The 14,875-nt window shown below is 64.5% G+C and carries 19 protein-coding genes; 6 read left to right on the top strand and 13 right to left on the bottom strand.

Annotated elements, in window-relative coordinates; all coding sequences use genetic code 11:
* Positions 1–216: 216 nt before the first annotated feature.
* From FOY53_RS21750 to FOY53_RS21700, 11 genes are all read right to left on the bottom strand, one after another.
* Positions 217–1,125, bottom strand: coding sequence for a DMT family transporter (locus FOY53_RS21750; RefSeq protein WP_222435315.1), 909 nt, complete (start codon positions 1,123–1,125; stop codon positions 217–219).
* The gene (locus tag FOY53_RS21745) at positions 1,122–1,709 is read right to left on the bottom strand and encodes a TetR/AcrR family transcriptional regulator (protein WP_146592416.1); all 588 of its coding nucleotides are present in this window, start codon (positions 1,707–1,709) and stop codon (positions 1,122–1,124) included. Before FOY53_RS21745 ends, FOY53_RS21750 begins: the two co-directional genes overlap by 4 nt.
* A gap of 469 nt (positions 1,710–2,178) precedes the next feature.
* Positions 2,179–2,703 carry a cupredoxin domain-containing protein gene (locus FOY53_RS21740; RefSeq protein WP_146592415.1) on the bottom strand — a complete coding sequence of 175 codons (525 nt, stop codon included), beginning with the start codon at positions 2,701–2,703 and terminating at the stop codon, positions 2,179–2,181.
* Between the two features lie 116 nt (positions 2,704–2,819).
* Positions 2,820–3,101 (bottom strand): copper-binding protein, encoded by a 282-nt coding sequence (locus tag FOY53_RS24105; RefSeq protein WP_146592414.1) that lies wholly within the window; start codon positions 3,099–3,101, stop codon positions 2,820–2,822.
* 34 nt (positions 3,102–3,135) lie between these two features.
* Complete coding sequence (locus FOY53_RS24100) at positions 3,136–3,642, bottom strand: plastocyanin/azurin family copper-binding protein (protein ID WP_146592413.1); 507 nt, start codon at positions 3,640–3,642, stop codon at positions 3,136–3,138.
* A 48-nt stretch (positions 3,643–3,690) separates the two neighbouring features.
* Entirely contained in the window at positions 3,691–5,049 is a 1,359-nt protein-coding gene (locus tag FOY53_RS21725; RefSeq protein WP_146592412.1) for a multicopper oxidase family protein, read from the bottom strand.
* An 11-nt stretch (positions 5,050–5,060) separates the two neighbouring features.
* Positions 5,061–6,521, bottom strand: coding sequence for a TolC family protein (locus FOY53_RS21720; protein WP_146592411.1), 1,461 nt, complete (start codon positions 6,519–6,521; stop codon positions 5,061–5,063).
* Positions 6,521–6,742 carry a hypothetical protein gene (locus FOY53_RS21715; RefSeq protein ID WP_146592410.1) on the bottom strand — a complete coding sequence of 74 codons (222 nt, stop codon included), beginning with the start codon at positions 6,740–6,742 and terminating at the stop codon, positions 6,521–6,523. Before FOY53_RS21715 ends, FOY53_RS21720 begins: the two co-directional genes overlap by 1 nt.
* Positions 6,743–6,819: 77 nt before the next feature.
* Positions 6,820–7,218: a hypothetical protein gene (locus tag FOY53_RS21710; protein WP_186766713.1), complete on the bottom strand. Its 399-nt coding sequence runs from the start codon at positions 7,216–7,218 to the stop codon at positions 6,820–6,822.
* Between the two features lie 172 nt (positions 7,219–7,390).
* Positions 7,391–8,794, bottom strand: a complete 1,404-nt coding sequence (locus FOY53_RS21705) for an ATP-binding protein (RefSeq protein ID WP_146592408.1) — start codon at positions 8,792–8,794, stop codon at positions 7,391–7,393.
* Positions 8,794–9,516 (bottom strand): response regulator, encoded by a 723-nt coding sequence (locus FOY53_RS21700; protein ID WP_146592407.1) that lies wholly within the window; start codon positions 9,514–9,516, stop codon positions 8,794–8,796. The genes FOY53_RS21705 and FOY53_RS21700 overlap by 1 nt, the downstream gene beginning before the upstream one ends.
* A gap of 205 nt (positions 9,517–9,721) precedes the next feature.
* Here FOY53_RS21700 and FOY53_RS21695 point away from each other — a divergent pair, with 205 nt between their 5' ends.
* Positions 9,722–10,138 carry a hypothetical protein gene (locus FOY53_RS21695; RefSeq protein WP_146592406.1) on the top strand — a complete coding sequence of 139 codons (417 nt, stop codon included), beginning with the start codon at positions 9,722–9,724 and terminating at the stop codon, positions 10,136–10,138.
* A 525-nt stretch (positions 10,139–10,663) separates the two neighbouring features.
* Here the strand turns inward: FOY53_RS21695 and FOY53_RS21690 are convergent.
* On the bottom strand, positions 10,664–11,092 hold the full coding sequence (locus FOY53_RS21690) for a MerR family transcriptional regulator (RefSeq protein WP_146592405.1): 429 nt from the start codon (positions 11,090–11,092) through the stop codon (positions 10,664–10,666).
* A gap of 75 nt (positions 11,093–11,167) precedes the next feature.
* On the opposite strand from FOY53_RS21690, the gene FOY53_RS21685 reads away from it, so the two are divergent.
* The 5 genes from FOY53_RS21685 to FOY53_RS21665 are packed head-to-tail and all read left to right on the top strand — an operon-like array spanning position 11,168 to position 13,909.
* On the top strand, positions 11,168–11,572 hold the full coding sequence (locus tag FOY53_RS21685) for a mercuric transporter MerT family protein (RefSeq protein WP_146592404.1): 405 nt from the start codon (positions 11,168–11,170) through the stop codon (positions 11,570–11,572).
* 17 nt (positions 11,573–11,589) lie between these two features.
* Positions 11,590–11,886: a heavy-metal-associated domain-containing protein gene (locus FOY53_RS21680; RefSeq protein ID WP_146592403.1), complete on the top strand. Its 297-nt coding sequence runs from the start codon at positions 11,590–11,592 to the stop codon at positions 11,884–11,886.
* Positions 11,883–12,113 (top strand): mercury resistance system transport protein MerF, encoded by a 231-nt coding sequence (gene merF, locus FOY53_RS21675; RefSeq protein WP_146592402.1) that lies wholly within the window; start codon positions 11,883–11,885, stop codon positions 12,111–12,113. Before FOY53_RS21680 ends, merF begins: the two co-directional genes overlap by 4 nt.
* Before the next feature lie 13 nt (positions 12,114–12,126).
* The gene (merA, locus tag FOY53_RS21670) at positions 12,127–13,542 is read left to right on the top strand and encodes a mercury(II) reductase (RefSeq protein ID WP_146592401.1); all 1,416 of its coding nucleotides are present in this window, start codon (positions 12,127–12,129) and stop codon (positions 13,540–13,542) included.
* 4 nt (positions 13,543–13,546) lie between these two features.
* Complete coding sequence (locus FOY53_RS21665) at positions 13,547–13,909, top strand: hypothetical protein (RefSeq protein ID WP_146592400.1); 363 nt, start codon at positions 13,547–13,549, stop codon at positions 13,907–13,909.
* Between the two features lie 757 nt (positions 13,910–14,666).
* On the opposite strand, the gene FOY53_RS23495 is transcribed toward FOY53_RS21665, so the two are convergent.
* Positions 14,667–14,875, bottom strand: a 209-nt coding sequence (locus FOY53_RS23495; RefSeq protein WP_222435316.1) for a hypothetical protein, incomplete at its 5' end; no start/stop codon positions are given.

Raw genomic sequence — 14,875 nt, 5'->3', positions numbered from 1 at the left:
TGGCAAGAGACCCCGACCGCCAGACCGCCGAAATCCACATCCGCATCGCCCTTATAACCACTTCAACGCCCTCGGCAGCGCCGAGACCGTCCCTGTGGCATGACGTCAGTGGGCTAAGGGGCTGTCACCCCTCAAGCGCGAGTTGCGCAACAACGCCGCGGCACTGTCTGACGCCCTGGCGCGCAAGTCAGGCTCTGTCGCACAAATCGGCTCGGGTCAGCGGCGCGGTTTCGGCAGTTCCATCCAGAACAGGCAAGCCACTATCAGCCCGGCGCCGAGCCAGCCGGTGGATGACAGGCGTTCCTCGACGACGAGCACGGCCAGCATTGCCGCCACGACCGGCTCGAACAGGGTGATTGTCGTGGCCTGACGCGTCGGTATCCGGGCCAGGGCGATGCCATAGGCGATGTAGCCCAGAAACATCGGCACAATCGCCATGTAAGCCCCGACCGCAAAATTCGTGGCGGACGCAAGGAAGGCGCCGCCGGTGGCAAAGAGCACCGGCATCAAAAACAGCCCGCCCAGTCCGAATGTGGCACCCATCGCGACGCGGGACCGCACCCCCCGGCGCATCAGCCGGCGCGCGGTCCAGGAATACAGCGCGTAGGTTGCTGCGGCGACCAGCCCGAGGCCGACACCCAGCGCCATGTTGGGGGCTGTGCTGACCTGTCCTCCGTCCGACACGCTGAGAAGCGCCATGCCGGTAATTCCGATTCCGGCGCCAATGGCCCAGCGGGGCGTCAGTCTGCTGCCCTCGATGCGGTTTTCGATCAGGGCAGAGAAAAGCGGCGCTGACCCGATCGCGATGACGGTGCCGACGGTGACGCCGGCAAAGCGCATCGCGGCGTAGAACGCCAACGGATAGATCGCCACCGATACCGCGCCAAGAAAAAGCAGAATCCAGTTCCGGCCGAGGTCGGGCAGACAGGTGCGGAACCCCCGCAGGGCGAAGAGCGCCTGCATCAGTCCGCCCAGCCCCATGGCCGCCGAACCGATGGCGACGGCGGATACGTCCGGTGCAAATGTGGCCGCTGTGCCGGTTGTCCCCCAGGCGGTGGCGGCCAGCAGGCAGGCGGCGATGCCCGTGGCCCGTTCGGACGCCACAGCTGCGTGCGCGCTGTTCACAGGGTGTCCAGGATGTCACGGGCGATTGCGCGCGCCTGAACAACCCGCCTGCCGTTCCCTTCGAGACCGGCCCGGGTCATCGCGCCTTCCAGCAGAAAGGACAGATGCGCCGCAAGGTGTTCGGCCTGTTCCGGTGCCCCCGGAAGGAGTGTCTTCAGCTGGCATGCCAGGATGGCATCAACGTCTTCCTTGTGGCGGCGCACAGCCAGGCGAGCGTCGTCGCCACTGGTCAGTTCGGCGGCGGCGTTCAGCAATCCGCAGCCGCGAAACCCGCGTTCATAGGCACCGGCGGCATGGTCGCCGTAAGCATCGAACACGGCGAGAATCTTTTCCCTGGCTCCCACGGCGGCCGCTTCCCGGATGGCGTAGAGGGCAAGCCATTCGGCATGGCGGGCGTCGATATAGGCGGCCACCAGTTCGGCCTTGGACGAGAAGTTGTTGTAGAGGCTCTGCTTGGCAACACCGGCCCGCCGCGTGATCGCGTCGATGCCAGTCGCGGCGATGCCGTCGTTGTAGAAAAGGTCTGCCGCCGCCTTGATCAGCCGGTCACGGGCGCTGGGCAGTCTGACTGCGGTCTGTGACATCGGTGGCTCCCTATTCTAGGTAGACCAGTCTATCTAATTTGACCCTGTGTCAAGACCCCACCGCGCGAGTGCGTGCAAGGGGGCTGGGTGGTCAGCCAAGTGGCAGTCTGCGACCATCGCCCTGTGTCGCCCCGGACACGGAACTGTTTGGCCTGGGATATTCACGGGTTGCTGATCGCAAACCGGCCACGTCTTTCCCTGTTGTGGTGTCGTCCCGTATCCGGATGGTCAAGGCAGTCGATCCGAGAGCGAATATCGCCTGGCGGTCCTCACGTGCCGCCAGGCTGTCGGGAAGGCCGGTCCGGATGCGGTTCAGGGGGATCACGTCGGCGGCTTCGCGGCATACCCGTAGGCAAGGTTTTATCCGGCGTGTTCATCCGGATGTGCAGCTGACGCCGGAAACCGTGCCCCGGTTCGAAGTCGGTGACAGCCATCACGTTGCGAGACCTGGCGCGCCGCTGCGCCCCCGTCAGTCCCTGGGCTTCGGTTTCCGAGGGGCGAGGACCACGATCAGGCCCCGCATTCCGGCATCTATGTGACCGGGCACAAAGCAGGCGTAATCCACCGCGCCGACCTGATCAAAGGTCCAGATGACCTCGCCGGACTGGCGCCGCTCCAGCGAGATCGAATTCGGCCCGTCGTGTGGCATGTCCGGGTCCCGCACCATCCGGTCGCGATGTTGGGCAATCTCCTGCAGGTTGCCGAGAAAGAATTCGTGCCTGCCGGTGCCGACATTCACGATCCGGAAGCGCACGGTTTCTCCGGTCTCGACCGAGATGGCGCGCGGCTCGAACAGGCGTGATCCGGCAATTGTATCGTAAAGCCGGATTTCAACGGTTCTGGTGACGTCTTCCAGGGTGCCGGGGCGGCCAAAGCGCGGCGCTTCGGCTGTGCTGTCATAGGGGGGCACCGGGGGCGGCGGCGGGCCGTCCGCAGCCGAGAGAGGTGCGGCAACGACCACGCCGAGCGCAATGGGTAACAGGATCGTCCTCATCGAGATTTCTCACTGCTCGGGGGCGCGCGGTATCTTCCGCGTTCGCATCGGGGTGGGCCCAGCGGTGTGCCGCTGGACCCGAGATTGAGGCAGGGCGGCGACAGGGCCGCCGCGGCTCACTTCAATGCGGTGACTGTCAGCTTGCCCTTGACGCGGTCGGCGACGAACTCGATGGCGTCGCCTTCGGACATCTTGGCCATCAGCACCTCGTCCGCGCGGAACACCATGGTCATCGCGGGCATTTCCAGATCCACCAGTTCTTCATGGATGATGGTCACCTTGCCGGCCTTGGCGTCCAGCTTCTTGACCGTGCCCTTGGTGTAGGTTTCGGCCAGAGCGAATGTCGCCGACAGCGCGAGCGCAAGTGTGGAAAGTCCCAGTGTTTTCAGAATGGTCATGTCGGTTTCCTTTGAGTGGGTGTGTGGTTGAGGTTCAGTTGACGGTGATCGGGCCATGCATGCCGGATTCGTAGTGACCGGGGATCAGGCAGGCGAATTCAAACGTGCCGGCATTGGAAAAGGTCCAGACGATCTCGCCCTCGGCACCTGGGTCCAGGCGGATGGAGTTGGGGTCGTCGTGCTCCATGTCCATCTTGGCCATCAGAACCTTGTGTTCCTGGTTCTTGTCGGCGGTATCCATCACGAACTCGTGCTCGAGTTCGCCTGCGTTTGTCAGCACGAACTTCACCGTTTCGCCGGCGGCGAATTCCAGCGACGCGGGCTCGAACACCATGCCGTCGTCGGTCTCTTTCATGGAAACTTCGACGGTGCGGCTGATGGTGTCACCGCCGGGGGTGCCGACGGCCATCATGTCGTGACCGTGGTCCGCGATTGTCGTGCTGGCATGCCCGCCCGAGTGATCGCCCGAATGCGTCCCCGCGGCAAAGGCCGACCCGCCAAGAACAAGTGACAGGGCGGAGTTGATTAGAAGTGTCTTCATTGTGTGTCCTGTAGGTTGATTAAGGTGGATTGGGTGTCGCAGGGCCCGTCAGCCCCGCGACCTGGGTTTGTCGGTCAGGCGCGTCCGGGCGTCATCGACCCGGCTGAACTCGGGCAATTCGCCGGTCCATTCATATGCCTGTTCCCCCGGCGGGTTTTCGTACCAGCCGGGATCCTCGTAATCGTCGGCGTCGATGCCCTCGCGCACCTTCACGACCGAGAACATGCCACCCATCTCGATCGGCCCATGCGGGCCCCAGCCGGTCATCATCGGAATCGTGTTGTCCGGCAGCGGCATTTCCATCACACCCATGTCCGCCATGCCGGCGGTGCCCATGGGCATATATTCCGGCTGGAACGCGCGGATCTTCTTGGTCAGCTGAGTCTTGTTGACGCCGATGAAGGTCGGCACGTCATGGCCCATGGCATTCATCGTGTGATGGGACTTGTGGCAATGGATCGCCCAGTCCCCGAGATGATCGGCAACGAATTCGTAGGCCCGCATCGCGCCCACGGGAATGTCGATGCTGACCTCGGGCCACTGCGCCGATTCCGGCACCCAGCCGCCGTCGGTACAGGTCACCTTGAAATCGTAACCGTGCATGTGGATCGGGTGGTTGGTCATCGTCAGGTTGCCGACGCGCACCCGCACCTTGTCGCCCTGATTCACCACCAGAGGGTCGATGTCGGGAAAGATCCGGCTGTTCCAGGTCCACAGGTTGAAATCCGCCATCGTCATCACCCGCGGCACATAGGTGCCGGGGTCGATGTCAAAGGCGTTCAGCATGATCAGGAAATCCCGGTCCACCGGCATGAAGGACGGGTCTTTGGGATGGACCACGAACATGCCCATCATCCCCATCGCCATCTGCACCATCTCGTCGGCGTGGGGGTGGTACATGAAGGTGCCCGACTTGATCAGGTCGAATTCGTAGACATAGGTCTTGCCCGGCGGGATACCGGGATGGCTCAGCCCGCCGACCCCGTCCATGCCAGACGGCAGGATCATGCCGTGCCAATGCACGGTGGTGTGCTCCGGCAACCGGTTGGTGACAAAGATCCGCACCCGGTCACCTTCGACCGCCTCGATTGTCGGGCCGGTGGATTGACCGTTGTAGCCCCAGAGATGCGCAATCATGCCGTCGGCAAGTTCGCGCTCTACCGGTTCCGCGACCAGGTGGAATTCCTTCACCCCGTTGTTCATCCGATGCGGCAGGGTCCAGCCATTGAGCGTGACGACCGGTGTATAATCCGGCCCGGATGTGGGGCGCGGCGTGACGACCGTGGCCGCACTGTCCATCACGGCGGCCTCCGGCAGGCCGCGGTTCATCGTCTGGCCCCAGGCCTGCGACGACACAAGTGCGGCCCCGGCAGCCCCGGCCCCGAGCAATTGACGTCTGTTCATCATGTTTTGTGCCCTCAATGTCCTGCTCCGCCGCCGGCGGCAATCGCGGCCCCTGTGCCGCCCTCCGATGCGCCTGAACCACCGCCATAGATCGCCGCGGTCACCTCTGCCTGCGCGAGGTAGAATTCGCGTTTCGCGCCGGCCGCCTCCAGTTGCGCGCTCAGTTTTTCGCGCACGTCCTGCAACAGCTCAAAGGTGTTGGTGATCATGCCGTTGTACGACAGCAGGCCCTCTTCCTCGACCGTGGTGCGCAGCGGCACCAGCACATCCCGGTAGTGCCGGGCGATGCGGTACGAGGCGTGATAGGCGACCTCGGCGCCGCGCGCCTCGGAGCGCACGTTCACCGCCTTTTCCGCGAGCACATTGGCGGCCTGAAGATAGCTCATCTCGGCCTTGCGCATCCGCGCCTTGCCGGTGTCATAGATCGGGATCACGAATTCCAGCTCGACCTGCGGCGTGGTCGCGGTTTCGATCCCGCCGGCCTCCGCCTCGCGCTCGGTCTCGAGCCCGGCGATGATCTCCAGATCGGTCAGCAACCGGGTCTGGTCGGTCAGACCAAAGGCCGCCGCCTGCGCCTCGAGGCCAAGCTGTGCCACCCGCAGGTCGACGCGGTTGCGCAGAGCCTTGGCTTCCAGGTTGGCGATCCGCCCGACCGAGCGGGGCAGGGCGGGCAGGGCATCGGGCACATAATAGTCGACGTCACTGCCCCAGAGCCCCATCAGCCGGGTCAGGTCTTCCTTTGCACGGGTGGCATCCAGCCGCGCCCTGGCCAGCTGCCCGGCGATTTCGGCGTTGAAGGCCTGTTCCCGGGCCTGTCCGGCCTTGTTCAGCGCACCGGTTTCGCCCAGCTTGCGGGCCAGTTCCGACCCGGCGTCCGACGTCGCCTTGGCGCGGTTGAGGTAGCTCACAACCTCGAAGGCCGCCACCGCATTGACCCATGCGATGCGGGTTTCGTTTGCAAGCGCCAGCGTGTCGTTCACCGCTTCTGCCTGCGCGGTGCGAAAGCTGACATCGGCCAGGGCCACACGCTGTTTCCGGGTTCTGGCGTCCAGAATGTTGGTGGCAATCATGCCCTCGATGGCGCGGTAGGCGCCCAGTTCGGCGGCGCCGATGCCGAGGACACCGACCGACACCAGCGGATTTTCCGGCGTCGACTGCTGCCAGGCCTCGGCCGCGGACAACCCCACATTGGCATAAGAGGCCTGCAACCCCTTGTTGTTGAGCAGGGCAACCTGCACGGCCGTGTCAGCCGAGATCGTCTTGCGATGCACCATCGCCTTGACGTCCCGCGCCAGAGCCGCGTTTTCGTCCTGCGTGGTGGCAAAGGCCGTGCGTTTGCCGATGGCCGCGCTGGTCTGGGACGAGACCGCCGCGAAGCCCGCCTTCTGTTCGGTGTAAATGCCGGGGATGGCGGTGGCACAGGCGCCGAGCACGAGCGGAACAGCAAGAGCCAGCGGGAGTTTGACGGCGCGCATCAGTGGCCCCCTGCCTGTTCCTGGTTCAGCAGACGCCAGTCGCGTGGCCCGACAGGTCCACGGTGGGTGTAGCCTGCCAGGGGATCAGCATGTGAAACCGGGGACAGGATGGCCGGTTGTGAGGCGGTCAATTGCGCCGTCACATCCGGAAGCGGCGTCGGTGCCTGCGTGCAGGCCCCGAGTCCGAGGGCGCAGGCCCCCGCAGCGAAGTAAGTTTTCATGTGATTACCTGAGCGTTTTGCCTGTGCGCGCACGGTCACCGCGCGGCGCGTTGGACCCCGCGTTCAGGGGCCCGCGATCAGCTCTGGTATTTCGGCGGCCGCAGAAAGCCGATCGGATCATAGGCAATCAGCCGGGGAGGCAGGATCGCCTCATGTCCGTCCGGACCGGATTTGAGATCCGGAAGCAGTCCGTCCGACAAAGCGATGGTCAGACAGATCCCGTTACAGCACTGCTGCGGACCTTCATCGTCGCCCCCGTCGGTCCCGGCAAGGAGGTCGCCGCCCTGAGGGCCGGCCCGTTCGCCGTGGCCCATGGCCGCGTGGTCCATGTGAGCGACGGAAACAGCCATCGCGCTTCCGCTGTGGCTGGCCTCGTGGGCGTGCGCGGCAGAAGGCGGAGACAGCACCAGCGCCAAAGCCAAGGCCAGGCACGAAAGAGCCTGAAGAACTTTCACAAGGCGGGCTTCGACTGTCATGCGCAAGAGATGTCGGGCAAATGCCATCGTGTCAATCGTTCCGGTGCTGGAAGGCTTCATACAATTTCGTGACCGCGCGGCCATCATGGCCTTTTGGCAACATTGCGCGCAGGTCCGGCCCTACCGCGCCGCTGCGTCCGGCGGTCTGTGTGGCGCCCGGTCAGATTGGCCATCAGGCACGCGGTGCAGCCGCGGCCAATGGCATGATGATCTCTGCCCGAAGCCCGCCCTGCACAGGATTGGTCAACCTGAGTTCACAGCCATGATCCTCGAGTATGGCCTGGGCGATGGACAGGCCCAGACCTGTCCCCGGCTGGCGCGCCCTCCCGGGGTCCGCTTTGCCGCGGTAGAACGGTTTCAGCACCATGTCGATTTCCGCATCCGGGATGCCGGGACCGTGATCCTGTATGCGCACGACAACGCCGGCAGAGCAGGGCGCCACCGAGACTTCGGCCTGCCCGCCGTATTTCAGGGCATTGTCGACCAGATTGGTGATGGCGCGTTTGATCGCCAGCCGTTTGCATCTGACGATCAGTCCCGCGCTGCAATCACAGCTGACCGGTGCACCGCAATCGGCGAGATCATCGCAGATGCTGCTGACGAGGGCCCCGAGGTCGATGCGCGACGCCAGTTCGCTTTCATGTGCCGCGCGGGCATAGGCCAGAAAGGTTCCGATGGTGGAATCCATGTCGTCGATGGTCTGGAGCACCTTGCGCCGGTCCGCAGACACCGGCATCAGTTCCAGCCGCAACCGCAGTTGGGTGAGCGGTGTGCGCAGATCATGCGAAATGGCGGCAAGCAGGTCCGTCCGGCTCTGGATGAGACGCAACAGCCGCCGCTGCATCCCGTTCAGCGCCTCGGTTGCGACCGCCACTTCGCGCGGGCCCTGGACCGGCATCGGCTCGCGTGACAGATCGCGGCCCAGTCCCTCGGCGGTGTCCGCGAATTCGGCCAGCGGCCGTGTGACACGGCCCACCAGCCAGAATGCGACCAGTGAAATCCCGACAGCGGCGGACAGCAGGTTGATCGCCAGCAGTTCGGGCAGCAGCGACTTGGGTGTATTGATCGCACCGATGAAGTTCACCCATTCGATATCCGAATGCCGGATCGATATGGCGAGCCCGGGCCCGTCATTGAAAGGGTCGCCTGCGATCACCGCGGCGCCGCTCCGGCTGGATGTGCCGAACGGCGGCAGACGGCGGATGTCGCTGATGCTGTCAACAAGCGATACCCGCATTTCATGGTCGGCGATGCGCGGCACCTGCGACCTGAGGTAGGCGAGGATATCGCCTTCGTCGTCGGATATGTCGTGCGCCTCTACCGCAGGGAGCGAGCTGGTCCAGACCCGGAACGCCCGGCTGTCGGAAAACTGCACGATCTCACCCTGCCATGAAGAGGGCAGGTCGCGTGTCAACCGGCTGATCCCGGCCGCACGTTCGGCGATGTCGATCGCCTCGGTCATCTCAAGTGCGTCGCGGCGGTCAAGCGTATAGATGATGTAGCCGGCAACATGCGAGAGCAGGAAGGCCACGATGATGATCACCGTTGTCTGCACGCGCATGCTCTGGCGCTGCATCACGGCTCGATGTCCGGAGTGAACAGGTAGCCGTCGCCCCAGACCGTCTTGATGATCCGGGGCGTTCGCGGATCGTCGCCCAGTTTGCGGCGCAGCCGACTGACCTGGATGTCGATGCTGCGGTCCGAAATCACCGCTGAACGGCCGCGCGTCGCATCCAGCAGCATTTCACGGGACAGCGTGACCTGCGGCCAGGTCAGAAAGGCCAGCAGAAGTTCGTATTCCGCGCCGCCCAGCAGCACCACCACATCGTCGTCCGACACAAGTTCCCGCTTCGCGGTGTCGAGCCGCCAGCCCTCGAAGCGGATGAACCGGCGCGCCGGATCCGCAGGGCGTTCGCCGGCCGAGTGGCTGCGCCGCAGCACTGCCCTTATGCGCGCCAGCAGTTCGCGGCTGTGAAACGGTTTGGCAAGGTAGTCGTCCGCGCCCATCTCCAGTCCGAGCACCCGGTCGAAATCGTCGCCCTTGGCCGTCAGCATGATGATCGGCACCAGTTCATCCTGGCCCCGCAGTTCGCGGCAGAAGGCCAGACCGTCCTGCCCGGGCATCATCAGATCCAGGACCATCAGATCGACAACCCCGCTCGCGAGTTTCTGGCGCGCGCCCCGGGTGTGCGCGGCCCGGCTGACGCGATAGCCTTCGCGCAGCAGAACCTGTCCGACGAGATCACAGATTTCAGGATCGTCATCGACCACCAGAATATGCTTGGTTCCGGTATCCAACTGCTTTTGCTACCCAAAGCGGCACAGCGCCGACACGCAACCTTGGTAGCATGATTTCGCCCATTCCGAAGCGAAATACTGTGACAGGCTGTGTCACGTCTGGCTTCAGACACAGTTTGTCACACTCCCGACATGAATGTCGCAAATCCGGGTAAGCGCGATGCGCTAGTGTGTCCGGACAAGCAACAAGACGAGGAGGCAGCAAATGCTTCACGCAATTGAGCACACGACCCCGACCTGGCTAGACGATTCTGCGGTCAAGCCTCTGTCCCCAATGTCCCGGCCGCAGGGATCGTCCGAAGTTCTGCCGGTGACCGCACCCCAGTGCGGCAGCACGGCAGATGAAGTTGTGGAGCGCAAAAGGCTCAATGGCATCAACATACTGGAACTGGTTCAGGCCGCGTTGCGCGCACCTGATCCGCGTTCCGCACTCGATGCGCGGTTCGCCGCGCTGCAGGCTGCCCAGCAAACCAAGTTTGCGGCGCTTGCCCTCTCTGAAAGAGAGGATTTCGACGTTCTCATTCTGCACGAGAGCGTCCTGAAAGCCAACCATGCGGCGCATCGTGCCGCAATCGACCTGCTCCGGTTGATGCAACCGGAGACACTGCTTACCCGCTCCTGACCTTGTCGGTCCCGTTATATTGCCTGTAGAAACCTGCACCGACGCCACGCGGACCAATGACTGCTCATTGGTCCGCTTTTTGGGAGAAGCGCAGCGGTTCAATCGGTCTTTCATGTGCCGTCGGGACTTCAGCCCTGAACAGGCCGCCGGCCATCGCGGAATGTGGATCATCCGGACAAGGACCTGCGCGCCATGCCCCTGCCGCGGCGGGCCCAGGTGCATCAGTGATGTCCCCGGCGCGGCGAGACACCGATGGCACGCGCATTGCCTGCCGTCGGTCAGAAAACATTCCGGGTTGCCCGCTGCGGACCCGGCCCGGACGGCGTTCGGCTGTCGACTTCGGTCACCGCTTCCCCCACCGAACTGGCAGGCTTCAAGACCGATCTCCGGGCCGTTGGGCAAGATCACAGCAGCGCCGGGCATCCGGCGCGGATCCGCTGCAACCCACATCGTCAACCCGTCAGGAGAGGGCTGCGCCGCAGTCTGACTGACAGGCCACTCTCCACAGCCCGATGGTTCCGAGCCCTACGTTGCGCGCTTCTGTGTGAGAACGTCGAGCAGCGGGCAATCCGGGGTGCTGGCCCCCGTGCATCGCGCGATGGTTTGCGCGAGCGTGGTCTCGATCTTCCGAAGATCCTGGATCTTTGCGCGGACCACGTCGAGCTGGTGGCGCCCCAGCCTTTCAACCTCTGCACAGGTATGGCTGCCGTGATCGACCAGCGACAGCAGGCCACGGATTTCCTCCATGGAGAAGCCGAGATCGCGCGCGCGCATCACGAAACCCAGCCGTTCGACATGCGCCGCGCCGTAGCGGCGATGGCCTGCCGGGCTGCGCGGCGGGTTGGGCATTAGTCCGACGCTCTCGTAGTAGCGGATCGTCTCGAGATTGCATCCTGTCATCCGCGCAAGGTCGGAACGCTTCAGGTCGCTCGCAGGGACGTGATCGTCCGGCATGGCAATTCTCCTTGATCCTGTAGTTGCTACAGACCCTACATTGCTGGCGATGGAAGAACAACGAAAGACGGTCCCATGACCAGCGACACGATCAGCGAACAACACGAAGCCACACCCGAGGAGCGTGTCGACAAATCCGGCTGGGCAGCGACAGGCGCCGGGTTGCTGGGCGCGCTTGCGATGACCTCTTGCTGCATCCTGCCGCTGGTGCTGGTCAGCCTTGGCGTCACCGGCGTCTTCATCGGCCAGTTGACTGCGCTTTATGCTTATAAATGGGTGACGTTCAGCCTCGCCGCCGCCGCGCTTGGGTACGGCTTCTGGCAGGCATACCGCCCGGTCCCTGCCGAGGGGTGTGCCACCGGCATCTGCGCCCGCCCGGTGGATCGCGGACTGATGCGCGGACTTCTCTGGGGTGCGCTGGCCACGGTGTTGCTGGCGCTGGCCTTTCCATATCTCGCGCCGCTTGTCCTGACCTTCTGATCCAAAGGATACGATCCATGAAACAACTTGTTGTCGCCGCCGCGCTCCTTCTGGCTCCCGTCGCCGTCCTCGCCGGGGAAGCCACGAGCCGCCTGCATGTCACGGGGCTGACCTGCCCATCGTGCAGCTACATTGTCGCCACCGCGCTCAAGCGCGTGGAGACAGTGGAAATCGCGGAATTTGTCGAAGGAGAGGCCGAGGACGGTCTCTATCTCCTGCGGTACGACGATGCGGTGACCGATGCCGAGGCATTGATCGCCGCCGTCACCGGCGTCGGCTATGGCGCGACGCTTGCGCCCGATTCCGGCTCATGACACGACCTGACGCTCTGTCGGGAAAGGACGACCGCCTGCTGAAGTTCGGGCTGATCGGCACCGTACTGGTGGCGCTGTGCTGCTTTACGCCTGTGCTGGTTGTCCTGCTTGGCGTCGTCGGGCTTTCGGCCATGCTGGGCTGGCTCGACTACGTGCTGTTGCCGGCGTTGGCGGTGTTCATCAGCCTTACTCTCTATGCACTTTGGCGCCGCCGCCCTGCACGTTAAGAAGGATACCCCCATGAAAGACTGCTGCTCCCCAAGGAACGAAGGCTATGATCTCGCCGTGATCGGTGCCGGATCGGCCGGATTTTCCGCCGCCATCACCGCCGCCGAGGCCGGGGCGCGCGTTGCGCTGATCGGCGCGGGCACGCTTGGCGGCACCTGCGTGAATGTCGGCTGCGTGCCGTCCAAAACGCTGATCCGGGCGGTTGAAACCCTGCATCACGCCCGCGCCGCCGACCGGTTCGATGGGATCGAGGCCAAGGCGCGCGTCAGCGACTGGGCGGCCACCGTCGCGCAGAAACAGGCGCTGGTGGAAGAGTTGCGCGGCGCCAAATACGTGGACGTGCTGCCGCGATACGAGGCGGTCGACTACATCGAGGGCCGGGCGTCTTTCGACGAGGGTGGCAATCTCACCGTCGATGGTGCTCTGCTCAAAGCCAGCAAGGTCATCATAGCGACCGGATCGCGCCCGCATCTGCCCGCGATCCCCGGAATTGAAGGTGTGGCGACGCTCGACAGCACCACGGCGCTGGAGCTGACGGCGCTGCCCGCCTCGCTGCTGGTGCTGGGGGCGGGTTACATCGGCGTCGAACTGGCGCAGATCTTCGCTCGCGCAGGTGTTGCGGTGACGCTGGTCAGCCGGCGCGGCGTGCTCCCCGAGGCCGAGCCGGAAGTTTCGGCCATGCTGGAGGGGTATCTCGCGGAAGACGGCATCACGCTGGCGCGATTCGACGGTTACGAAAGCGTCGCGCCGGATGCGGGCGGTGTCCGTCTGACAGGCACCAGGGGCGAAGAGCTGCGCGCCGAGCGGCTGTTGCTGGCGACGGGTCGGGTGCTGAACAGTGACGGGCTGAACCTTGCCGGCGCCGGGATCATGACGGACGCGCGCGGCGGTATCAATGTGGACGCTCAGATGCGCACGGCCAACCCCAGGGTCTGGGCGGCGGGCGACGTCACCGGACGCGACCAGTTTGTCTACATGGCGGCCTATGGCGCCAAGCTGGCGGCGAAGAATGCGGTCGCGGGTGAGGCGCGCACCTATGACAACAGTGCGATGCCCTGGGTCGTGTTCTCCGATCCGCAGGTGGCGGGCGTTGGGCTGAGCGAGGCGCAGGCGCGTGCCGCGGGACACGAGGTGCGCACCTCGGTCCTGCCGCTTTCCGCCGTGCCGCGCGCCCTGGCCGCGCGCGACACGCGCGGGCTGATCAAGCTGGTGGCCGAGGTGGGCAGCAAGAGGCTGCTGGGGGCGCAGATCCTTGCGCCCGAGGGAGGCGACAGCATCCAGACCGCCGCGATGGCGCTGCGGGCCGGGCTGACCTACGACGCGCTGGGCGACACGATCATGCCCTATCTCACCACGGTCGAGGGGCTGAAGCTTGCCGCGCAGACCTTTGAAAAGGACGTGGCCGCCCTGTCATGTTGCGCGGGCTGAGAACATGAGCGAGCGAACCTCCACCGACTTTCTCGACACCGCGCGCAGCAGCATTCTCGCCTGGTGGCTGCCGCTTGGCGCGATGCTGCTGGCCATCCCGTTGCCGGACCTGCTCAAGACGGGGGTCTGGGTGCTGGCGCTGGCGTGGATGGGCAGCGCCTGCGTGCTGAATTCCCGACGCTGCGGTCGGGTGCATTGCCGCTACACCGGGCCGTTCCTGCTGCTGATGATCCTGCCGGTGCTGGGCCATGGGCTGGGGATCGTGCCGCTGGGCCCGCAGGGCTGGCGCTGGCTTGGTCTGGTGACGGGCGGCGGCATGGCCGCGCTCTGGTGGGGCAGTGAACGGCTTCTGGGCCGCTACCGTTGAGCCCTCACGGGCATTGCGGCGAACGCAGCGCTGTCTGCTGCGGCTTTCAGCGATCCAGGGGTTTCCGGTCGTCCAGTGCCAGTGGGGCAGCGATGCCGCGCGGGCTTTGAGAATCGCGCCAGAGGGTCTTGCCGCCATACGTGCCGGTTGCGGACAGCATGGGCGCAGCGAACTCCGCGTCTGGCTGGCCCGGCCCGGGGGGTGCCGGGGCGCGGATGCAATTTTCATTCTTAGTACCGCACCCTTGTGGTGCACCTGAATCAAGCGGTCTGTAACCTGCTGATGCTGAACGAAATGGTGGGCGACTCTGGACCCGTTTTGGCACCGTTCCGGTCATGTTCATTGAACGATCAGTCCCGCCTTTTGTGACTGCGGACCAACCACTGTCGCGGAGCCGCGAGCCTCATGGGGCGGCGGCAGCATCGGAGTGCTTGCGAAGGCAGATCCCTTCTTGCGCGGCGGCCAATCGAGACAGAGACGCCATTGCGCGTCATCTCGTTTTCCCTGTCGAGCCAGATCGCTTCCCCTGTTTGGCAAGTCGGGAATACGTGCAGGGCTGGTCATAGATGGGCTGTGGTGCCATTCGGGTGGATCGCCTTGAACGCCGTCAGATCCGCAGCGGTCCAGGGTTTGGCTCCAGTGGCGGGTCTGGTATTGATTGCCCGGATTGTTTTTGTTGCGCAAAAGCCGGAAGGGATTCATCTCGCAAATCCGGCGTGGTCGCTGTGGTGAATGAGCCGACCCACACCGCCGAGCTTCAAGACCAGGAACTGGCCAGCCTGATCGCAGTGGCGCCGCGATCCGGATATGCCTGAGCCTGAAGGTTTTGTTCGGCATGCCCGCAAGCATGGCGGCGCGAAACGTCGGCCAGGGCGCAAGATCCACTTAGCAGGTCGCTGAAAAAGTCGGCTGCCAAGAACGTTGTTCTGGTCAGGCGCGAGGGACTCTTTTCCAAGCGCGAGTCTC

Origin of the sequence: Puniceibacterium confluentis (assembly GCF_007923445.1) — a bacterium.
In the GTDB taxonomy this organism is placed as follows: Bacteria; Pseudomonadota; Alphaproteobacteria; order Rhodobacterales; family Rhodobacteraceae; genus Puniceibacterium; species Puniceibacterium confluentis.
Note: the sequence above shows the minus strand (reverse complement) of the source record. Positions and strands in the feature narration are given on the sequence as shown.